Genomic DNA, 20,750 nt, shown 5'->3' on the forward strand with positions numbered 1-20,750 from the left:
GGGAACTCCTACTCGTAGGTGACGGTGACCTCGTCGGTCAGCGGCAGGGACTGGCACGCCAGCACGATGCCTTCGGCGATGTCGTCGCCGTCGAGGACCTCGTTGTTCAGCATCTTCACCTCGCCGGAGGTGACCCGGCAGGCACACGCGCTGCACTGACCCTCGCGGCACGAGTACGGCGCGTCGAAACCCTTTTCCAGCAACAGGTCCAGCAGCTTCGTCCGGCGTGGCCAGGCGAGGTTCCTGGTCTCGCCGTCGAGGGTGACCTCGACCGACGCCGGGGTCTCGGCCTCTTCGACGGCGACGGGCTCGGCCACCTCGAACGGGTTCCCGCCCAGCGACAGGAACCGCTCCAGGTGGATCCGTTTGCGCGGCAGCCCGAGCTCCTTGAGCACCGCGCGCGCCGCGTCCATGAACGGGCCGGGTCCGCAGATGAACGCCTCGTGCGCGGTGTACGGCGCCACCAGCGCGCGCAGATGCGCCTCCGTCGGCAGTCCTTGCAGGCTTTCCAGCCAGTGCACGACGACCAGCCGGTCGGAGTACCGGGCGGCGAGATCCGCCAGCTCCCTCGCGAAGATCACCGAGCTCTCGTCGCGATTGGCGTACAGGAGCACCACCTTGCCGGTGCCGTGCTCCAGCGCGGATTTGAGGATCGACATCACCGGCGTGATACCACTGCCGCCCGCGAGCAGCAGGAAGTCCTCGTCGAGCGACGCGGGGCTGAACACCCCGGCCGGCGGGAGCACCTGGACCTCTTGCCCCGCCCGGAGGTTGTCGCACAGCCAGTTCGACCCGTAGCCGTCGGCGGTGCGTTTGACGGTGACCTGCACCCGGCCCTCGTGCGGCGCGCTGGAGAGCGAGTAGCAGCGGGCCACCGAACCGGTCCGGTCGCTCGGCACTCGGACGGTGAGAAACTGCCCTGGGACGTAAGCGAAAGCGGAGACGTGCTCGGCCGGGATGTCGAACACGATCGAGCGCGCGTCGGCCGTCTCGGTGATCACCTCGGCCACGGTCACGGTGACGGGACCGCTCATTCGGGCACCTCCAGCAAGCCGTCCTTCAACGCGGCTTCGATGCTCTCGCTGAGATTGCCGCACGTGTCGAGCAACGCCGTCTGTGCTCCGGAAGCCTTCTGCTCGGCGAACACCGGGCAGCTCCGGGACGCGTCGCTCGTCCACTGGATGCTGGTGTGCTGCATGCTGTTCTTCTTGACCAGCACACAGGTCCCGCACGAGCGGCAGTTCAGCGGCCGCAGTCCGGCGGTGAGGAATTCGACGGTCTCGGGCTTCACACCCCGGCCTCTTCCGCCTGCTGCCGTGCCAGGTTCTCGGCCACCTCCGCCGCCCAGACCTCGTTGGCGCGGCTGGTGTCCACTTCGAACTCGAAACGTTGTGTCATGTCTTCGGTGACGTCGGCCGCGTCCACATAGAACTGGTCGTACCAGCGGCGCAGCTGGTACACCGGCCCGTCCTCCTCGCACAGCAACGGGTTGTCGATGCGGGTCTTGTTGCGCCAGATCTCCACGTCCTGCAGGAACCCGACGCCGATGCCTTTGGCGAACTTGCCCGCGATCTTGTCCGCGTGCTCGTCCGAGACGCCCTCGAACTTCTTCACGCTCACGCCCCACTGCAGCACGAACGAGTTCTCGGTGACCGGGTAGTGACAGTTGATCAGCACGTTCTCGATCTCGAAACCCTGGTAGGTGTTGAGCAGCTTGTTGATCATGTACGACGGGCCGAAGTACGACGCCTCGGACCGCAGCAGGTTCTCCTCGCCGCCGTAGTTCGACGCCATGCCCTTGTCCGGGCGGCCCTTCGTGTTCAGGTACTGGGTGGCGATGTGGCCCTCGAACACGTTCTTGAAGTAGGTCGGGAAGGCGTAGTGGATGTAGAAGAAGTGCGCCATGTCGACCATGTTGTCGATGATCTCGCGGCAGTTGGAGCCCTCGATGAGCACCGAATCCCAGGTCCAGTTGCTCCACTCGCCGGTGAAGATGCCCTCGATCCGTGGGATGACGACGTCGTCCGGCGGCGGGTTGCCCTCCGGGTCGTGCCAGACGAACAGTTGCTTGTTCTCCTCCAGCACCTGCCACGACTTCGTGCGCGCCCGCAGCGGAACCCGTTTGGCGTAGGGGATCGACACGCATTTGCCGTTGCCGTTCCAGCGCCAGTCGTGGAACGGGCAGGCGATCTCGTCGCCCTTGACCTCGCCCTGGGTGAGGTCGCCGCCCATGTGGCGGCAGTACCCGTCGAGCACGTTCAGCTTGCCGGACGAATCGGCGAAGACCACCAGTTTCGTCCCGAACGCGGTGATGGCGTGCGGTTTCCCGTCGCGGAACGTCTCGGCGAGGCCGAGGCAGTGCCACCCGCGCGCGAACCGCGCAGGGGGCGCGCCCGCGTCGATCTGCCGTACGGATTCCGTCGTCATCGGCTGCCTCCCGCTTTGGTGTGATCTTGCTGCGCGAGGTGCTCGGCCGCAAGGTAGCCGAACACCATCGCCGGGCCGATCGTCGCGCCGGGGCCGGCGTAGGTGCGGCCCATCACCGCCGCGCTCGTGTTGCCCGCCGCGTAAAGCCCGTCGATGACCGACCCGTCCTCGCGCAGGACGCGCGCGTGCGGGTCGATCCTCAATCCGCCCTTGGTGCCCAGGTCGCCGGGCACGATCTTCACCGCGTAGTACGGCGCGACGTCCAGCGGGCCCAGGCTCGGGTTGGGTTTGTTCCGCGGGTCGCCGTAGTAGTGGTCGTAGGCGCTGCGCCCGCGGTGGAAGTCCTCGTCCACGCCGCTTTTCGCGAAACCGTTGAACCGGCGCACGGTGTTCTCCAGCGCGTCGGCCGGGACCTCGATCCGCTCGGCGAGTTTCGCGATGGTGCTCGCTTTGACCGCGATGCCCGCTTTGAACCAACGGCCGGGCAGCGGCTGGCGGGGCCCGAGGCCGGTGAACATGTACCGGTTGCGGTTGCGCTGGTCGAACACCAGCCAGGTCGGGAAGTTCTCGCCGGGGCCGTCCCCGTCGCCGTACATCGCGTGCACGGCCTCGACGTAGGGCGCCGACTCGTTGACGAAACGCTCGCCCCGCCCGTTGACCATCAGGCAGCCCGGCCGCGACCGTTCGGCGAGCGCGAACCACGGGCCGCCGGTGAGCGGGATGGACGGACCCCACCAGGCGTCGTCCATCAGGTCGACGGCCGCGCCGAGTTTGAGTCCGGCGTCGATGGCGTCGCCGGTGTTGGCCTCCGCGCCGACGGTCCACTCCGTACCGATGGGCGCCCGCTGGTACTTGACCCGCATCTCCTCGTTGCGCTCGAACCCGCCCGCGCCGAGGACGACACCGAGCCGCGCGCGGATCGTCTTGTCCTCACCCTCGTGGCGGACGACGACGCCGGTCACCCGGTCGCCTTCGATCTCCAGATCCACCAGGGGAGTGTTCAGCCAGACGGGGACTTCCGCCCGCCGGAGCCCTTCACGCAGCCCGGCCGCAAGCGCTTGCCCCATGGACAGCAGCCGCTGACGGCGGATCCGGCCCGCGAGCCAGCGGCCGCCGAGGCTCAGCACGCGGAGGATCCCGCGCGGGTGCCGGGCGAGCAGGCTCAGCCACCGGTAGTCCGCCTGGGTGATCGGCGCGCCCAGCGGGGGAGCGCTGTACGGCGGCTCCAGATTCGCCAGTTCCGGGCCGAGCAGGTTGCCGTCGAGCGCGACCGGTTCGACCGAGCGTCCGCCGGCGCGCCCGCCGGGAGCCTCCGGGTGGTAGTCCGAGTAGCCGCGGACCCAGCGGAAGCGCAACGGCGTGTGGTCGCAGACGAAGGACAGCACCTCGGGGCCGCGGTCGAGGAAGGCCGACCGGAGTTCGGCGGGGACCACGTCACCGACGATCGCTTCGAGGTATTCGCGCGCCCGCTCCGGGGATTCGGAGATCCCGGCCGCCCGCAGCGCGTGGTTACCGGGGATCCAGACGCCGCCGCCGGAGCGCGCGGTGGAGCCGCCGAAGTGGGCGGCCTTCTCCACGACCAGGACCTCGAGTCCCCGGTGGGCTGCGGACAGTGCGGCGGTCATCCCGGCGGCACCGGTGCCCGCCACGATCACGTCGTACTCCATACGCCCCTCACCTGAAACACGTTGTAGGAAGCAACGAGCAGCATCCGCGCTGCTCCAGTCACCATAGACGAGAACGTGTTCTAGTTCTAGGGTGGGGCCATGGACTCCCTCGTCGCGGATGTGGTGATCGTGGGTTTCGGTGCGGCGGGCGCCTGCGCGGCGATCGAAGCGGCCGACGCCGGTGCCCGGGTGCTCGTACTGGACCGGTTCTCCGGCGGTGGCGCGAGCGCGGTCAGCGGCGGTGTCGTCTACGCCGGTGGCGGGACGGCGCAGCAGCGGGACGCGGGCGTCGACGACAGTGTCGACGCGATGTACGACTACCTGCGGCTCGAGGTCGGCGACGTCGTCTCCGAAGAGACCCTGCGGCGGTTCTGCGCGGGGAGTACGGAGATGATCTCGTGGCTGGAAGGCAACGGCGTCCCCTTCGAGGGCAGTCTGTGCCCGTACAAGACGTCTTATCCGAGCGACAAGCACTATCTGTACTACTCGGGCAGCGAGGCGGCCGGCGGTTTCCGTGAGGCGGCCAAGCCCGCGCCACGCGGACATCGCGTCAAGGGGCCCGGCACTTCCGGGAAACTGCTGATGAAACGCCTGGCCGAGGCGGTCCGGAGCCGCGGGATCCAGGTGCTGCCGCAGACGGCGGCGCGGAACCTGATCGTGAGCGACGACGGCACCGTCACCGGCGTCGTGGTGTCCACCCTGCGGAACGCTCCCGCTCGCGTCCGGGCCGCGCACCGGAAGCTGGCCGCGTATGCCGCGAAACCCGGGATCTACGTGCCCTCGCTGCGGAAGTCACTGCACCGGCGGGCGGAGCGGATCGAACGCCGATACGGCCGTGAGCTGCGGATTTCCGCCACGCGCGGGGTCGTTCTCGCCGCGGGCGGGTTCATCGCGAACCGCGAGATGGTGCGCGAGCACGCGCCCGCGTACCGGGGCGGGCTGGCGCTCGGGACGTCGGCCGACGACGGGTCCGGTATCCGGATGGGGGTCGAGGCGGGCGGGGCCACCGCCGAACTCGGGCGGATCTCCGCCTGGCGGTTCATCACCCCGCCGTCGGCGTTCCTCGGTGGCCTGCTCGTGGACGAGACGGGCGGCCGGATCATCGACGAATCCCGCTACGGCGCCGCCGTCGGCGAACGCATGATCACCGCGCACGGCGGACGCGGCTGGCTGCTGGTCGACGACGCCATCGTCGGGGAGGTCAAACGCGACGCGCGCGGGCAAAGCCAATGGTTCCAAGGGCTTCAGGTGCGTTATCTCCTGCGGCAACGGGTCGTCGCCGGGTCTCTGGACGAGGTCGCGCGCAAGGCGGGCGTCGACCCGGGCGGGCTGGCCGCCACCGTCGAGGCCGCGCGTTCCGGTGCGGATCCGACGGGTAAGCCGGCGGAATTCGCGCGGCCGCTGGATCGGGCGCCGTATTCGCTGATCGACGTCTCGATCAAGCCGAACCTCGGCTATCCGTGCCCGATGCTGACGCTGGGCGGCCTGGTCGTCGACGAAGAGACCGGTGCCGTGCGTTCCGGGGCCGGTGTCCCCATCCGTGGTCTGTACGCGGCGGGCCGGACCGCGGTGGGAATCTGTTCTAGGTCCTATGTGAGCGGTCTGTCGCTGGCCGACTGCGTGTTTTCCGGTCGGCGTGCCGGACTGCACAGTGCGCTCGACCGGGGATCGGTCGACAAAAACGAGAACGTGTTCTAGTCTTGGATCCGGTTCACGGAGTATGGCGAGAGAGGGAACGCATATGAGCGAGCACGCCGCGCAGGACGTGATCGCGGGGATCCGGGAGCTGCTGCCGGTCCTGCGGGAACGGGCGCAGGAGGCGGAGGACGCCAGGCGCGTTCCCGAGGAGTCCGTCAAATCCCTGCAGGAGACCGGGTTCTTCAAAATGCTGCAGCCGAAGACCTTCGGTGGCATCGAAGCCGACCCGGTGAGCTTCTACACCGCGGTCAAACTCGTCGCGAGCGCGTGCGGGTCCACCGGCTGGGTCGCCTCCATCCTCGGCGTCCACCCGTGGCACCTCGGCCTGTTCGAGGCGCAGGCGCAGCAGGACGTCTGGGGTGACGACACCGACGTACGGATCTCGTCGTCGTACGCGCCGATGGGCAAGGCGGACGTCGTCGAGGGCGGCTACCGGCTCAGCGGGCGCTGGAGCTTCTCCTCCGGCTGTGACCACGCGACCTGGGTGCTGCTGGGCGGGCCGACGTTCAAGGATGGCAAGCCTGTCGACTTCTGCACCTACCTGGTGCCGATCTCCGACTACACGATCGAAGACGTCTGGGACACCGTGGGCCTGCGCGGCACCGGGTCCAACGACATCATCGTGAACGACGTGTTCGTCCCGGCGCACCGTGCGCTCAGCTTCATCGCGACGTCGAAGTGTAAGACGCCCGGGCAGGAGATCAACCCCGGGCCGCTGTACAAACTCCCCTACGGTTCGGTGCATCCGAGCACGATCACCGCGCCGATCATCGGGATGGCGCAGGGCGCGTACGACGCGCACGTGGAGTACCAGGGCAAGCGGGTCCGCGCGGCGTACGCGGGCGAACAGTCCAAAGAGGACCCTTTCGCGAAGGTGCGCATCGCCGAGGCGGCCAGCGAGATCGACGCGGCCTGGCTCCAGCTGACGCACAACATCGACGAGCTGTACCAGCTGGCGTGCAAGGGGGAGAAGCTCCCGTTCCCCACGCGGCTGCGGGTCCGCCGTGACCAGGTCCGCGGCACGGAACGCGCGATCTTCGCGATCGACCGGCTTTTCGAGAACTCCGGCGGGCGTGCGCTGCGGGCCGGAACCCCGATCCAGCGGTTCTGGCGCGACGCCCACGCCGGCCGGGTGCACGCGGCCAACGACGCCGAGCGCGCCTACGTCATGTTCGGAACCGGCGCCTTCGGGCTGCCCGTCGAGAATGCGATGGTCTGATGACCGAAGGCAAGTACGTCACCGTCCAAGGTGGACTCAAGCTGCACTACCACGAGGCGGGCGCGGAACATTCCGAGACGGTGATCCTGCTGCACGGCGGCGGGCCCGGCGCGTCGGCGTGGAGCAACTTCGGCCGCAACCTCCCTGTGTTCGGCAAGAACTACCGGACCCTGGCGATCGACCAGCCCGGGTTCGGCCGGTCGGACAAGCCGACCGAGCATCCGCAGTATTTCCGGCACAGCGCGGACGCCGTGGCCGGGCTGATGGACGAACTCGGGATCGAGCGGGCGCATTTCGTCGGGAACTCGCTCGGCGGCGGGACATCCGTGCGGCTCGCGCTCAACCATCCGAAGCGGGCCGGGCGGCTCGTCCTGATGGGACCGGGCGGCCTGAGCGTGAACCTGTTCGCGCCCGATCCCACCGAAGGCATCAAGAACCTCGGCCGGTTCAGTGCTCCGCCGGGGCCGAGCCGCGAGAAGCTGGAAGCCTTCCTGCGGATCATGGTGCACGACCAGTCGCTGATCACCGACGAGCTGATCGACGAGCGGTTCGCCGCCGCGAGCGCGCCGGAGTCGCTGGCCGCGATGAAGGCGATGGGGAAGTCGTTCGCCCAGCCCGACACCTACGAAGAGGGCATGCTGTGGCGTGAGGCGCATCGCCTGCGTCAGCGCGTGCTCCTGATCTGGGGACGGGAAGACCGGGTGAACCCGCTCGACGGCGCGCTGCTCGCGCTCAAGACGATCCCGCGTGCCCAGTTGCACGTGTTCGGCGGCTGCGGCCACTGGGCGCAGCTGGAGAAATTCGACGAATTCAACCGGCTGGCACTCGACTTCCTGGGAGCCTCCTGATGGGTATCCGTTCGCTCGCTTACCTGCGTATCGAAGCCACGGACATGGCAGCGTGGCGCGAATACGGGCTGAAGGTCCTCGGCATGGTCGAGGGCTCCGGCACGAATCCCGAAGCCCTTTACCTGCGCATGGACGACTTCCCGGCGCGACTGGTGGTGTTCCCCGGTGAGCGGGACAGGCTCGCCGTCGCGGGCTGGGAGGTCGCCAACGCCGGCGAACTCGACGAGATCCGGGCGTCGCTGGACGCGCACTCGGTGCCGTACAAGGAAGGCACGCCGGATCAGCTGGCCGATCGCCGGGTCGACGGTCTCGTGTCCTTTGAGGACCCTTCCGGCAACACGCTCGAAGTGTTCCACGGTGTCGCGCTGCAACATCGGCGCGTGGTAAGCCCGTACGGGCACAAGTTCGTGACCGGCGAGCAAGGGCTCGGGCACGTCGTCCTGTCCACACACGACGATGAGGCGTCCCTGAGCTTCTACCGCGACGTGCTCGGATTCCGGCTGCGGGACTCGATGAAACTGCCACCGCAGATGGTCGGCAGGCCCGCCGACGGGGCACCGGCCTGGCTGCGGTTCTTCGGCTGCAACCCGCGGCACCACAGCCTCGCGTTCCTGCCGATGCCGACTCCGAGCGGCATCGTGCACCTCATGGTCGAAGTGGAGAACACCGACGACGTCGGTCTCTGTCTCGACCGGGCCATCCGCCGGAAGGTGCCGATGTCGGCGACCCTCGGGCGGCACGTCAACGATCTGATGCTCTCGTTCTACATGAAGACCCCCGGCGGCTTCGATGTCGAATACGGCTGTGAGGGGCGTCAGGTGGACGACGAGAGCTGGATCGCCCGAGAGAGTACGGCGGTTTCGTTGTGGGGACACGACTTTTCAGTCGGCGCCAGGCCGCCGGGGCAGTCGTGACCCCGGTGACGGACCTCGGCGCGGACATCGATCCGGCACGGTTCCGCACGGTGCTCGGGCACTTCTGCACCGGCGTCGCGGTGGTGACCGGACACGACGGCGAAGCTCCGGTGGGCTTCGCCTGCCAGTCTTTCGCGGCGCTCTCTCTCGATCCGCCGCTGGTGCTTTTCTGTCCTGCCAAGACTTCCCGCACGTGGGCGGTACTCGCCGAGTCCGGCCGGTTCGCCGTCAACGTGCTCGCCGAAGACCAGCAGGAGATCAGCGCGGTGTTCGGTGCGCGGGGCGCGGACAAGTTCGCGTCGGTCGACTGGACGCCCGCTCCGTCCGGATCTCCCTTGCTGACCGGGGCTTTGACGTGGATCGACTGCACGCTCGAAGCCGTGCACGAGGCGGGGGACCATTACGTCGTCGTCGGCCGGGTCACCGCACTCGGGGACCCGTCCGACGGTCGGCCGTTGCTGTTCCACCGCGGGCGGTACACGGTGACCGAACCGGTGACGGACGCGCTGGCCGCGCTCATGCCGTGGCCGCGTCCCGATGATTGGCTTTAATCCGTATAAACGAAAAAATGTAAAGCTGTCCTTTCCGGTGGCTTCCGCTTAGCGTTTTCGGCGGAAGCTCACCAAGGAATGGGGACAGCAACGTGAATTCTCGCAGACTGGCCGGAATCGGGTTGGCCGCCGCCGTCGCCGCGGTCTTGGCAGGCGTGACGCCGGCGCAGGCGGCCGAGGGCGCGATCGTCGGCGCCGGTGCGGAAGGCGCCGTCGCCGACAGCTACATCGTCGTGCTCAAGGACGGCTCGACCGCCGACAAGCCTTCGCTGGCAAGCAAGTTCGGCGGTGCCATCGGGCGGCAGTACACGCAGGGGATCAGCGGTTTCTCGGTGGCGCTGAAGGAGCGGCAGGCCAAACGGCTCGCGGCCGATCCGGCGGTCGCCTTCGTCGAACAGAACAAGGTGCTGCGCGCCGAGGCGACGCAGACGAATCCGCCGTCGTGGGGGCTCGACCGCATCGATCAGCGCGATCTTCCGCTCGACAGCAAGTACAACTACTCGACGACCGCTTCGAATGTGAACGTGTACGTCCTCGATACCGGAATTCGCGCCACGCACACCGATTTCGGCGGCCGGGTGAAGCAGGGTTACGACTTCATCGACAACGACACCAACGCGGACGACGGTTACGGTCACGGCACCCATGTCGCGGCCACCATCGCCGGTGCGAAATACGGTGTGGCCAAGGGGGCTTCGCTGTATCCGGTGCGCGTCCTCGGCTCCGACGGAAGCGGTACGACCGCGGGGGTGATCTCGGGCGTCGACTGGATCACCAAGAACGCCAAGAAACCCGCCGTGGCCAACGCCAGCCTCGGTGGTGGCGCGTCGACCGCGCTGGACACCGCGGTGCGGAACTCCATCAAGGCGGGGATCACCTGGACGGTCGCCGCCGGCAATTCCAACGTGAACGCCGCGAACACCTCGCCCGCCCGGGTCACCGAGGCGCTCACCGTCGCCGCGGCGGACCGCACCGACCGCCGCGCTTCCTTCTCCAACTACGGTTCCGTGGTCGACCTGTTCGCGCCGGGCGTCTCGATCACCTCGGCCTGGAACGACAACGACACCGCGACCTACACCGGTAACGGCACCTCGTTCGCCGCGCCGCACGTGGCGGGTGCCGCGGCGCTGTACCTTTCGTCGCACACCGGCGCCACCGCGGCGCAGGTCGCCCAGGCGCTGATCGGCGCTTCGACTCCGGGGAAGGTCACCAACCCCGGTAGCGGCAGCCCGAACCGCACGCTCTACGTCGGATAGGTTCCCTCGGGGGTGGCTCGGTCCCGGCGCTGTGCCGGGACCGAGCTCTTCCGTCCGCGGGGCCGGGGCGGGCCGAGCAAGGAGCGCAAGGCCAACGGCGGCAAGGACAACAGTTGTTCGAGTTCGGCGAGCGCCCGGAGCGATTCCGGGCGTTCGGGTCTCCGTCTGCCGGACTGCCAATGGCTCAGCGTCGGCACGCTGATGGAGACGCCGCGGAGTTCGAGGCGATGGCGGATCCGGTCGAGCGGGAGCCCGCTGGCTGTGATCGCCGCGCGCAGGGCGCGCGGGAACGGTTCCGGATGCAGGGTGGCGCCGGGGAAGATCTTCGGGGGCGACATGCACTGAACGTAAGAAGCCGTATCTGGAGTGTCAACGGCGTCCGGCGGGCGTCTCAGCCGGTGAACCCGACGAAAGTCGGATCGGCTCACCCGCTTCGTGCAGGCTCCGCAACGCGAGTGCGTACGACTCCAGGAGACCCGTCTCGTGATACGGGACGCCGATTTCCGCGCAGTATTCTTGGACGATGGGCCGGGCGCGGCGAAGATGCGGTGACGGCATGCTCGGGAACAGATGGTGCTCGATCTGGTAGTTGAGCCCGCCGAGCGCGACGTCGACGACGCGGCCGCCGCGGACGTTGCGGGACGTGAGCACCTGCTTGCGGAGGAAGTCGAGCTCGGTGTCACCGGACAGGATCGGCATGCCCTTGTGGTTGGGCGCGAAGATCGATCCCATGTAGACACCCCACAGTGCTTTGTGGACGATGAAGAAGGCGAGCGCCTTGCCGGGGGAGAGGACCACGAGCAGCGCGCTGAAGTAGAGCGCGAAATGCGTCAGCAGCAACGCCGCTTCGAGCCCTCGCCGCCGCAGGCCCGGCTTCCACACCGCGCGGATCCCGGAGAAGTGCAGGTTCAGGCCTTCGAGCGTGAGCAACGGGAAGAACAGGAACGCCTGGTAGCGGCCGATGAACCGCGGGAGTCCCTTGCTGGCCCGTGCCTGCTCTTTCGACCACACGAGGATGTCCGGATCGACGTCGGGATCGAGGTCCTCGTGGTTCGGGTTCGCGTGATGGCGGGTGTGCTTGTCCATCCACCACCCGTAACTCATGCCGACGCCGAGATTCCCCGCGATCCGCCCGGCGATCTCGCTCGGACGGCGGGTGCGGAACACCTGGCGGTGCGCGAGATCGTGCGACAGCAAGGCGATCTGGCCGAACATCACCGCCTGGAACACGGCGATCCCCAGCTGCCACCAGGAATCCCCGATCGCGAAGAAGGTGATCCAGCCGCCGACGAAGAGCGTGGCGACCAGGCCGATGCGGAAGACGTAGTAGCCGGGACGGCGGTCGAGGAGGCCCGCTTCGCTGACGCGGCGGGACAGACGGGCGAAATCGCTGCCTGTGCGGAGGTTTGCGGTCACCGTTGTGAGTCTGGTTCGGGGCGGGGGCAGGGTGAATGCGGTGCGCCGGTGGGTTGGTGCGGGGGTTGGCCCTACCTTTGGATTCCGTTCGCGGATGTGGGACCTGCGGATCGGCCTTGCCGAGATCAACGCGCGGCGGGAGTTCCTGGCGTCGAGAGTCGGTGACCGGTGAACTGTCGCTTTCGGTTTCTCTATCGCTCGACGCCGATTCAATGGCGATCGAACGCACGTTCGAGTATGATCTTGGTCATGACCCAATCTCTTGCTTTTAACCCGAAAGCCGCTCGTTTTCTCGACGCCGCCTACGACGAGGAGGTGGTGCTTCGCCGTGCGCAGGGGCGGCAGGTGCACTCGATAGCCCAGTTCGCCAGGGTGGGTGGCTCTCGAAGATCGGTGACCGAGGAGGTCGCTCTGGCCTTCTCGGTCTCTCGTAATCAGGCCTATCTGCTGGTCGAAACCTCCTGTGCGCTGATGGCGCGGTTGCCGAACACGTTGGCGGCGCTGGAGCGCGGTGATATCGATCTGTACAAGGCGTCGAAAGTGTCCCAGTTGACCCGGGAGGTGTCCGACGAGGTCGCCGCCCAGGTGGACGCGTGGATGGCGGGCCGTCTGGCCGGGCGTGACCCGACGGCGATCCGGAAATCGGTGGATCACGCGGTGCAGAAGTTCGACCCCGACGGCTACCGGGAACGCGCCGAGAACAAGCGGGCACTGCGGCATGTGTCGCTGGACCACGAGGACGAGACCATGTCGAAGCTGTCGGGTTATCTTCCCGCCGAAGTCGCCAGTTCGGTGTACGCGTCGCTGTCCCGCGCGGCCAAGGCCCGCCGCGCATCCGACCAGTCCCGCACGCTGGATCAGCATCGTGCGGATATCTTCGCCGAACGGCTGCTGGCCGAGGACGGTCGTGGTGCGCCTCGGGCGCATGTCCATGTCTATGTCGACTTGCTGACCCTGACCGGCGTCCGGGAGGATCCCGCGACGCTGGCTGGTTACGGGCCGATTCCTGGCTGGCTCGCCCAGGAGATCGCCGCCGATCCCGGCTCCACCTGGTCGCGGTTGATCACCGACCCCTCCACGGGGCAACTCCTCGAAGCCAGCTCCGGCACCTATCGGTCCCCGGCGTCGCTGGCGCGCCTGATCAAGGCCCGGGACCGGGAGTGCACCCACCCCGGATGCCACCGCCCGGCCGAGTTCTCCGAGATCGACCACATCACCACCTGGGCCCGCAACGGCAGCACCGACCACCACAACTGCCACGCCGCCTGCAAAATCCACAACATGCTCAAAGAAGAACCCGGCTGGACCGCAGAACCCACCGGCAACGGCGGCATGACCATCACCACCCCCACCGGCCGCACCTACACCGCGACACCTGAACCACTCCACGACCCACGACCCCAACCCGAGGACGACACCCCACCCTTCTGACAGGCGCGGCACCCAGAACCACCCCGGACACGGCCCGGGTGGCAACACCAGCGTGCCCAAGGGCCGTCCGATTGAAAACCGCACAGAGAACAGGCGCGTCCTGACGGCCACCCGAGCGCCGTCAGACGGCGACCCCCACGCGCCCGAAACCGTGCGCGTGAAGGTCCCCTTCCCTTCGCTGAGCCGAGGGAAGGAGTCCTTCACGCGCGACTGAGGTGGCCGCTTAGCCCCTAAGCCCCAGCAGCAGCAGCCGCCCGAGCCGCTTCGAAAGGAGCCCGGTCGAAAACGATCCGCAACTCCACGATCTTCCCCGCAAGCACCGTCAGCAACTCGGCTCCAGGCGCGCTCGCCACCGGCAGGGTGGCGGTGTCGTACATCAGCAACGCCGTCGTCTCGTCCCCGAATGCCGAAAGCAGGGTCGAGCCGGTCAGGATCTCGGTGAACGGGCCCATGAACCCGCGAAACGCCTCCGCACCGGAAAGCGGTCCGCCGGGTGTGTGGCAGACGATGTCGTCGGCGACGTAGGTCATCGCCTTCTCGAAGTCCTTGCCCGTCCACGCGTGGTGGTAGGAGAGCGCGACATCCAAGGCGGGACTGGTCATGATGGTTCCTTTCGTCGGTCTTCACCCGGTCAGACACCACCCCCGCCGCGAAAGGAACGGTCTGTGAGCATCAGGGCAACGGACGAGCAGTCGTTTCGCGAGCTCGCCGAGACGTACCGGCACGAGCTCCACCTGCACTGCTACCGGATCCTCGGCTCCCTCACCGACGCCGAGGACGCCGTCCAGGAGACGCTCTTGGCCGCTTGGCGGGGCCTCGACGGCTTCGAGGGGCGCTCGTCGCTGCGCACCTGGCTGTACCGCATCGCCACCAACCGCTGCCTCAACGCCCTGAGGGACGCGGGCCGCCGTCGCCCGCCGGAGCCGGTGCCGCCGTTCGACCCGCCGGAACCGAGCCGTCGCGGTGAAGTGACCTGGTTGCAGCCGTATCCGGACGAACTCGCCGACAGCGAACCCGGTCCCGAAGCGCGCTACAGCACCAAGGAGGCGATCGAACTCGCCTTCATCACTGGCCTCCAGCTTCTCCCGCCGAGGCAGGCCGCCGTGCTCGTCCTGCGCGACGTCCTGTGCTTCCCCGCCGGCGAGGTCGCGAGCATGCTCGGCACCACCGAGACGGCGGTCAAAGGCATCCTTCAGCGCGCCCGCGCCTCACTCGACAAGCATCGCGACCGCGCCGGGCACCGGCCGTCACCCGGCGAACGCGAGCTGACCAGGCGATTCGCCGACGCCTTCACCGCGGGCGACCTCGACGGCGTCCTCGGCCTGCTCACCGACGACGCCTGGCTCGCCATGCCGCCGGCACCGCACGAGTACCACGGCCGCGAAGCGATCGCGGGCTTCCTCCGCGTCACCATGGCCGTTCCCGTGGAGCGTTTCACCATGACGCCGACGCGGGCGAACAACCAGCCCGCCTTCCGCTGCCGTCACGGTGAGACACCGGCCGGGCTGATGGTCCTCACCCTCGACGGTGATCGCATCCGCGCCATCACCCGGTTCCTGGATCAGAAGTAGTCAGCCAGGCGACGGCAGAGCGCGCCGATGTCGACGACCGGCGCGCCCGTCGACGAGGGACCGTCCATCCACCCGATCTCCGAGGGCGTTCCCCGGTACCGCACGAAAACGTGCTGATGGAAATGCGCGACGCTCCGCCCGGCGATGGCGGAGAACACGTGCTCCGGAGCCAGCTCCGCCCGCAGGCCGCGAGCCGCGCACCAGGCCGCCTGCGACACCGCCGCCACCTCGTCCGCGGTCAGTCCGTCCAGCGCCGCGACGTGCCGCCGGGTCTCCACGAACAGGTACCCGGGGAACTCGCCGGGACGGTGCGACACCACGACCACGTCATCGGCCCAGACGACCGGCCCCACCAGCGGGCCTTCACCACGGTGCTTGGCACAGATCGCGCACTCCACCGGCTCACGATAACGGCGGCCGCACCCGCCCGAGGTGGTCTCCAGGCGAGCCGAACAACCGCGCCGCGCCATGCGCCCGCTTGAAATACCGATGCGCCGGATGCTCCCAGGTGATCGCGATCCCGCCGTGCAGCTGGATCATCTCGCCCGCCACCGTCGCCAGCGCCTCCGAACAATGCACCTTCGCCACCGCCGCCAGCCTGCTCGACTCCGGAGCCGCGTAGGCCGCCGAACGCGCGGTTTCCACCAGCACGTGGAGGTCCGCCATCCGATGCTTCAGCGCCTGGAACCCGCCGATCGGCCTGCCGAACTGGTGCCGCTGCTTGCTGTACTCCACCGTCAGTTCGAACGCCCGCGCCGCGGCACCGGCCTGCTCGGCGGCCAGGACGGCACACGCGACGTCCCGCAGCGCGCCGAGGTCGACGGGACCGAGCAGCCGGGCGGGAGCGTGCTCGAAGCTCACACGGGCCAGCCGACGCGTTTCGTCCATGGTCGGAGTCCGCACATGCCGCGCATCGGAGACCTCGTACAGCGAGCCGTCGGCCACGACCAGCAGGATCTCGGCCGCGTCGCCGTGGAGGACGTAGTGCGCCTCGCCCTCCACCGCGGAGCCGACGGCATGGCAAGCAGGCGTGTCCCACCGGCCGTCGGCGTCGGTCCAGGCCACCGCGCCGACGGTGCCTTCGGCGAGGCGGGGGAGCAGACGCTCACAGGCTTCGTCGTTGCCCGTGGCCAGGAGGGCGTGCACGGCGAGCACGGCCGAACCGAGGAACGGGACGTCGGCGAGCACCCGGCCCAGTTCTTCGGCGACCACCTGCAGTTCCGCCGTCCCGGCGCCGAGCCCGCCGAACCGCTCGGGCACGGCCAGTGCCGCCACGCCGATCTGCTCGCACAGTTCCGGCCAGGGATCCGCTTCCCGGTCCAGCAGTTTCCGGACGCTGTCCCGTAGCGCGTCCTGTTCGGCGGTGAACGTCATGACAGCACCCGCTCCCGGTGGAACCGCGGCGTACCCCAGGCGCCGGTCAGCGCGCGGACCCTGGTCAGCCGCAGGCCGAGCGCGTGCTCCGCGGTGTAGCCGATCGCGCCGTGCACCTGCAGCCCCGTCCGGGCGGCGAGGTGCGCGGCATCGCCGCACGCCACCTTGGCCGCGGAGACGTCGCGCCGGTCCAGGGTGACCGCGGCGCCGAACAGCAGCGGCTCCGCCAGCGTGAGCGCGGTCGCCACATCGGCGAGCAGATGTTTGACCGCCTGGTACCCGCCGATCTCGCGGCCGTACTGCTTGCGTTGCGACGCATAGGCGACCGACGTGTCGAGCAGCCACCGTCCCGTGCCGAGGAGCTGCGCGGCGGTGGCGAGACAGCCCAGTTCGAACGCGCGGTCCGCGTCGAGCGCCGTGCCGAGATCGTCGCCGGTCATCGGCGGGAACAGCCGTCGTGAACCGTCCACAGAGGACAGGACTGAGCCGGGCGTGAACGCGCGCAGCCTGCCGTTCTCGACCGCCAAACGAGCGTCCGCGACATCGGAATCCAAGGCGTACGGCACATGTGGCGCGTAGGCGACCGACGCCAGTGTCTCACCGGACGCGACCGAAGTCAGCAGCTCGTCGTCCAGCAAGGACGGCAGCACGGCCACGGTGTCGGTCCACGGCCCGGGAGCACAGTGGTAGCCGAGCCGTTCGAAGCCGACGGCCAGATCCACCGGCGTGGCGCCGAGCCCGTCGTACTTCTCGGGGACCGCCAGCGCGGTCACGCCCAGTTCCGCCAGACGCCGCCAGATCTTGAGCCCGGGCCCGGGATCACCCGCCGCCCACGCGCGGTTGGCCGAGTCGGTGTCCACACCGGACAGAAGATCGTGCAGGCTGCGGGCGAACTGCTCCTGCTCACCGGAGAGTGCGAACCTCATCGAGCCCCCTTCGGCAGGCCGAGCAACCGTTCGGCGACGATGGACCGCTGGATCTGGTCGGTCCCGCCGTAGATCGGTCCCGCGAGGGAGAACAGCCAGCCATCGCTCCAGCCGCCCCGCAGTTCGGCGTCCGGGCCGAGGATGTCGAGCGCGGTTTCGTGGAGGGTGACGTCGAGATGAGACCAGAACAGCTTGTTGACACTCGATTCCGGGCCGAGTTCGGCGCCGCCGGCGAGCCGGGTGACCGTGCCCAGGGTGTACAGCTGGTAGGCCCGCGCGCCGATCCACGCGTCGGCGACCCGGTCCGCGGTGTGCGCGGGACGACCCGCCTCTTGCCAGAGCGAGACCAGCCGGTCGGCCGCGGCGAGGAACCGGCCGGGGCTGCGCAGGGAGAGGCCGCGTTCGTTGTTCGCCGTGGTCATCGCGACCCGCCAGCCCTCGCCCGGCGCGCCGATCACGTCCTCGTCGGGGACGAAGACGTCGTCGAAGAAGATCTCGGCGAACCCCGGTTCGCCGTCCAGCTGCGGGATCGGCCGCACGGTGACGCCTTCGGCCCGCAGATCCACCATCAGATAGGTGAGTCCCTTGTGCCGTGCCGAATCCGGGTCGCTGCGGAACAGGCCGAACGCGCGATCGGCGAACGCCGCCCGCGAGCTCCACGTCTTCTGCCCGCTCACCCGCCAGCCGCCGTCGCAGCGGACCGCGGTGCTCCGGAGCGCGGCGATGTCGCTGCCCGCCTCGGGTTCCGACCAAGCCTGCGCCCAGACCTCCTCCGAACGCGCCATCTTCGGCAGTATCCGGGCCTGCTGTTCTTCCGTGCCATGGGAGAACAACGTCGGCGCGAGCATGAAGATGCCGTTCTGGTTGACCCGCGACGGCGCCGCCGCCGCGTAGTACTCCTCCTCGAACAGCACCCACTCCAGGAGGCTCGCGTCCCGCCCGCCGAATTCACGCGGCCACGAGACGACCGACCAGCGGGCGTCGGCCAGCCGGGATTCCCACTCGCGGTGCTGAGCGAATCCCTCGGCGGTGTCGAACGACTTCAGCGGCTCGGCGGGAACGTTCGCGGCGAGCCAGGCACGGGCTTCGTCGCGGAAGGCGAGTGTCCGCTCGTCCAGTTCGAGGTCCATCACGAACTCGCGTCCCGCATCGAGCGCGCGTCCTGCCCGCCCAGCGAGTCGCCGCCGGAGATCTCGGCGTTGTGCGCGTGCGCGAAGTGATGCAGCCCGAACACGGAGTCCATTCCGGACCGGAGTCCCATCAGATCCTCCGCCTGGTTGACGGCCTTCTTGGCGAGCGCGAGCCCCATCCTTGGCATCACCGCGATCTTCTCCGCCAGCGCCATCGTCTCGGTTTCGAGGTCGGCACGGGGGACGACGCGGTTCAGCATGCCCCATTCCTTGGCCTGCTGCGCCGTGAAGCGTTCACCGGTGAACAGCACCTCTTTGGCCGCGCGTGGACCGAGGACCCAGGGGTGCGCGAAATACTCGACACCGGGAATTCCCATCCGCACCACGGGATCGGCGAAGAACGCGTCGTCGGAGGCCACGATCATGTCGCATACCCACGCCAGCATCAGCGCCCCCGCGATGCACGCGCCCTGCACACTCGCGATGGTCGGCTTCGGGATCTCGCGCCACCGGCGGCACATGCCGAGGTAGACCTCGGACTCGCGGGCGAACCGCTGATCACCGCCCTCGGCACCGACGTGGTCCCACCACAGCACCGCTTTGCGCTCGAACGAGACGTCGACGTCGCGTTCCGGTGTCCCGATGTCGTGCCCCGCGGAGAAATGCTTACCCGCCCCGGCCAGCACGATCACCTTGACCTCGGGATCGTCGACGGCGCGGGTGAACGCGGCGTCGAGCGCGTAGGTCATCGCCGAGTTCTGCGCGTTCCGGTACTCCGGCCGGTTCATCGTGACGACGGCCACCGGCCCGCGCCGCTCGTACTCGACGGTCATCCGTTCTCCTCCCGCAACACGCGTTTCAGGATCTTCCCCGACGGATTTCGCGGAAGCTCCGCCACGAAGTCGACAAATCGAGGTGTCTTGTAGTTGGCCAACTGGCCTTCGCAGTACGTCAGTACGTCCTCTGTGGACAGTGAAGCGCCGGGGGCGAGCCGGATGAAGGCCTTGCCGACCTCGCCGAGCCGTTCGTCCGGCACACCGACGACGGCGGCTTCGGCGACCCCGGCCAGGCGGCTCAGCACCTGCTCGACCTCGGCCGGGTAGACGTTGAACCCACCGCAGACGTACATGTCCTTGATCCGGTCGACGATCTTCAGATACCCGCGTTCGTTCAGCACGCCGACATCGCCGGTGTGCAGCCAACCGTCGGCGTCGACGGCCTTCGCAGTGGCGTCCGGATCGTCGAGGTAGCCCAGCATCACGTTCGGCCCGCGCAGCAGGACTTCGTCGTGCTCGCCGAGTTTCACCTCGAAGCCGGCCGTCGCGCGGCCGGAGAAGTTCGCCACCAGTTCGACGTCGTCTTCGGGGCGGGACATCGTGGCCACCACCGCTTCGGTGAGGCCGTACGCGGTGAGCACCGTGTCGATGTCCAGGTCCGTCCGCATCCGCTCGACGAGCGTGACCGGCACGGTGGCGGCGCCGGTGACCGCGAGCCGGAGGCTGGAGAGGTCGTGGTTCCCGCGTTCGGGCGCCTCCAGCAGGACCTGGTAGATCGTGGGCGCGCCGGGCAGCACGGTGATCCGCTCGGTTTCGATGAGCCGCAAGGTCTCCCGGACGTCGAAGGTGCGCTGGGGCAGCAGGGTCGCGCCCCGCAGCACGGCGGCGAGGATTCCCGCCTTGTAGCCGAAGCTGTGGAAGAACGGGTTGATCACGAGGTACCGGTCCTCTTCGGCCAGCCCGCCGCACTCGGCCCAGGCTTCGGCGACGCTCAGCGCCTGCCGGTGGCTGCTCATCGCGCCCTTGCTGCGGCCGGTGGTCCCGGAGGTGAACAGGATGTCGCTGACGTCGCCGGGGCGCGCGGGGCTGACGAGATCACTGTCGAGATCGGCGAGCGCGTCCCATTCGGTGACGCCGTCGACGGGGTCTTCGACGCCCTCGACGGGGATGCGCACCACGGTGCCCGGGCGCGAGGAGCCGAGGTCCGCCAGCCGGTCGGTGCCGAGGAACGTGCCGGTGATCGCCAGCGCGGAGACCTTCGCGCGCTCGAGGACGTCGATGGTCTCGCGCGCGGTGAAGCGGGTGTTGACCGGGATCAGCGTCGCACCGGCGTACAACGCGCCGAGCCCGGCGACGACCCAATGCCAGGTGTTGGGGGAACAGATCGCGACCCGTTCGTGGCCCTCGAAGAACCGCGCGGCCTGCCGCACCCGGCGGGCGAGTTCGGCATAGGTGAGCCGGATTTCGCCGTCGACCAGCGCTTCCCGGCCGGCGAAGCGCTCCGCGGCCCTGTCGAGCGCCGCCGGGATGGTTCCTTCAGTCATCG

At 68.7% G+C, this 20,750-nt stretch carries 21 protein-coding genes; 8 read left to right on the forward strand and 13 right to left on the reverse strand.

The window, feature by feature from the left end; all coding sequences use genetic code 11:
- Nucleotides 1-8: 8 nt before the first annotated feature.
- Genes AORI_RS53385 through kstD form a run of 4 tightly spaced genes read right to left on the reverse strand, consistent with a single transcriptional unit; the run spans nt 9 to nt 4,094 of the window.
- Nucleotides 9-1,034, reverse strand: a complete 1,026-nt coding sequence (locus AORI_RS53385; RefSeq protein WP_016332850.1) for a ferredoxin--NADP reductase — start codon at nt 1,032-1,034, stop codon at nt 9-11.
- On the reverse strand, nt 1,031-1,291 hold the full coding sequence (locus AORI_RS53390; RefSeq protein ID WP_016332851.1) for a hypothetical protein: 261 nt from the start codon (nt 1,289-1,291) through the stop codon (nt 1,031-1,033). The genes AORI_RS53385 and AORI_RS53390 overlap by 4 nt, the downstream gene beginning before the upstream one ends.
- Nucleotides 1,288-2,427, reverse strand: a complete 1,140-nt coding sequence (locus tag AORI_RS53395) for a 3-ketosteroid-9-alpha-monooxygenase, oxygenase component (RefSeq protein WP_016332852.1) — start codon at nt 2,425-2,427, stop codon at nt 1,288-1,290. The genes AORI_RS53390 and AORI_RS53395 overlap by 4 nt, the downstream gene beginning before the upstream one ends.
- The gene (gene kstD, locus AORI_RS53400) at nt 2,424-4,094 is read right to left on the reverse strand and encodes a 3-oxosteroid 1-dehydrogenase (RefSeq protein ID WP_016332853.1); all 1,671 of its coding nucleotides are present in this window, start codon (nt 4,092-4,094) and stop codon (nt 2,424-2,426) included. Before kstD ends, AORI_RS53395 begins: the two co-directional genes overlap by 4 nt.
- A 99-nt stretch (nt 4,095-4,193) precedes the next feature.
- Here kstD and AORI_RS53405 point away from each other — a divergent pair, with 99 nt between their 5' ends.
- The 6 genes from AORI_RS53405 (at nt 4,194) to AORI_RS53430 (ending at nt 10,580) form a co-directional block, all read left to right on the forward strand.
- Nucleotides 4,194-5,792 carry an FAD-binding protein gene (locus AORI_RS53405; protein ID WP_016332854.1) on the forward strand — a complete coding sequence of 533 codons (1,599 nt, stop codon included), beginning with the start codon at nt 4,194-4,196 and terminating at the stop codon, nt 5,790-5,792.
- Nucleotides 5,793-5,835: 43 nt separating this feature from the next.
- The gene (gene hsaA / locus AORI_RS53410; protein WP_016332855.1) at nt 5,836-7,011 is read left to right on the forward strand and encodes a 3-hydroxy-9,10-secoandrosta-1,3,5(10)-triene-9,17-dione monooxygenase oxygenase subunit; all 1,176 of its coding nucleotides are present in this window, start codon (nt 5,836-5,838) and stop codon (nt 7,009-7,011) included.
- Nucleotides 7,011-7,859, forward strand: coding sequence for a 4,5:9,10-diseco-3-hydroxy-5,9,17-trioxoandrosta-1(10),2-diene-4-oate hydrolase (hsaD, locus tag AORI_RS53415; protein WP_016332856.1), 849 nt, complete (start codon nt 7,011-7,013; stop codon nt 7,857-7,859). The genes hsaA and hsaD overlap by 1 nt, the downstream gene beginning before the upstream one ends.
- Nucleotides 7,859-8,773 (forward strand): iron-dependent extradiol dioxygenase HsaC, encoded by a 915-nt coding sequence (hsaC, locus tag AORI_RS53420; protein ID WP_016332857.1) that lies wholly within the window; start codon nt 7,859-7,861, stop codon nt 8,771-8,773. The genes hsaD and hsaC overlap by 1 nt, the downstream gene beginning before the upstream one ends.
- Entirely contained in the window at nt 8,770-9,324 is a 555-nt protein-coding gene (gene hsaB, locus AORI_RS53425) for a 3-hydroxy-9,10-secoandrosta-1,3,5(10)-triene-9,17-dione monooxygenase reductase subunit (RefSeq protein WP_016332858.1), read from the forward strand. The genes hsaC and hsaB overlap by 4 nt, the downstream gene beginning before the upstream one ends.
- 92 nt (nt 9,325-9,416) lie before the next feature.
- Complete coding sequence (locus AORI_RS53430) at nt 9,417-10,580, forward strand: S8 family peptidase (RefSeq protein ID WP_420806977.1); 1,164 nt, start codon at nt 9,417-9,419, stop codon at nt 10,578-10,580.
- On the opposite strand, the gene AORI_RS53435 is transcribed toward AORI_RS53430, so the two are convergent.
- Nucleotides 10,568-10,918, reverse strand: coding sequence for a hypothetical protein (locus AORI_RS53435; RefSeq protein ID WP_016332860.1), 351 nt, complete (start codon nt 10,916-10,918; stop codon nt 10,568-10,570). The two genes, AORI_RS53430 and AORI_RS53435, sit on opposite strands and share 13 nt — an antisense overlap.
- 31 nt (nt 10,919-10,949) lie before the next feature.
- Nucleotides 10,950-11,996, reverse strand: coding sequence for a fatty acid desaturase family protein (locus tag AORI_RS53440; protein ID WP_016332861.1), 1,047 nt, complete (start codon nt 11,994-11,996; stop codon nt 10,950-10,952).
- Nucleotides 11,997-12,233: 237 nt separating this feature from the next.
- On the opposite strand from AORI_RS53440, the gene AORI_RS53445 reads away from it, so the two are divergent.
- The gene (locus AORI_RS53445; protein ID WP_228688341.1) at nt 12,234-13,427 is read left to right on the forward strand and encodes an HNH endonuclease signature motif containing protein; all 1,194 of its coding nucleotides are present in this window, start codon (nt 12,234-12,236) and stop codon (nt 13,425-13,427) included.
- Between the two features lie 230 nt (nt 13,428-13,657).
- Here the strand turns inward: AORI_RS53445 and AORI_RS53450 are convergent, their stop codons facing one another.
- Nucleotides 13,658-14,029, reverse strand: a complete 372-nt coding sequence (locus AORI_RS53450; protein ID WP_016332863.1) for a nuclear transport factor 2 family protein — start codon at nt 14,027-14,029, stop codon at nt 13,658-13,660.
- Nucleotides 14,030-14,092: 63 nt separating this feature from the next.
- Between AORI_RS53450 and AORI_RS53455 the strand changes: the two genes are divergently transcribed.
- Nucleotides 14,093-14,998 (forward strand): RNA polymerase subunit sigma-70, encoded by a 906-nt coding sequence (locus AORI_RS53455; RefSeq protein ID WP_016332864.1) that lies wholly within the window; start codon nt 14,093-14,095, stop codon nt 14,996-14,998.
- Here the strand turns inward: AORI_RS53455 and AORI_RS53460 are convergent.
- Genes AORI_RS53460 through AORI_RS53485 form a run of 6 tightly spaced genes read right to left on the reverse strand, consistent with a single transcriptional unit; the run spans nt 14,989 to nt 20,748 of the window.
- Nucleotides 14,989-15,396, reverse strand: coding sequence for an HIT family protein (locus tag AORI_RS53460; protein ID WP_016332865.1), 408 nt, complete (start codon nt 15,394-15,396; stop codon nt 14,989-14,991). The genes AORI_RS53455 and AORI_RS53460 overlap by 10 nt on opposite strands.
- Before the next feature lie 4 nt (nt 15,397-15,400).
- Complete coding sequence (locus AORI_RS53465; RefSeq protein WP_016332866.1) at nt 15,401-16,372, reverse strand: acyl-CoA dehydrogenase family protein; 972 nt, start codon at nt 16,370-16,372, stop codon at nt 15,401-15,403.
- The gene (locus AORI_RS53470) at nt 16,369-17,298 is read right to left on the reverse strand and encodes an acyl-CoA dehydrogenase family protein (protein WP_016332867.1); all 930 of its coding nucleotides are present in this window, start codon (nt 17,296-17,298) and stop codon (nt 16,369-16,371) included. The genes AORI_RS53465 and AORI_RS53470 overlap by 4 nt, the downstream gene beginning before the upstream one ends.
- On the reverse strand, nt 17,295-18,428 hold the full coding sequence (locus AORI_RS53475; protein WP_016332868.1) for an acyl-CoA dehydrogenase family protein: 1,134 nt from the start codon (nt 18,426-18,428) through the stop codon (nt 17,295-17,297). Before AORI_RS53475 ends, AORI_RS53470 begins: the two co-directional genes overlap by 4 nt.
- Nucleotides 18,428-19,261, reverse strand: coding sequence for an enoyl-CoA hydratase (locus tag AORI_RS53480; protein ID WP_016332869.1), 834 nt, complete (start codon nt 19,259-19,261; stop codon nt 18,428-18,430). Before AORI_RS53480 ends, AORI_RS53475 begins: the two co-directional genes overlap by 1 nt.
- Entirely contained in the window at nt 19,258-20,748 is a 1,491-nt protein-coding gene (locus tag AORI_RS53485; RefSeq protein ID WP_016332870.1) for a FadD3 family acyl-CoA ligase, read from the reverse strand. Before AORI_RS53485 ends, AORI_RS53480 begins: the two co-directional genes overlap by 4 nt.
- Nucleotides 20,749-20,750: the final 2 nt, after the last annotated feature.

It is taken from the genome of Amycolatopsis keratiniphila (assembly GCF_000400635.2).
GTDB lineage: Bacteria > Actinomycetota > Actinomycetes > Mycobacteriales > Pseudonocardiaceae > Amycolatopsis > Amycolatopsis keratiniphila.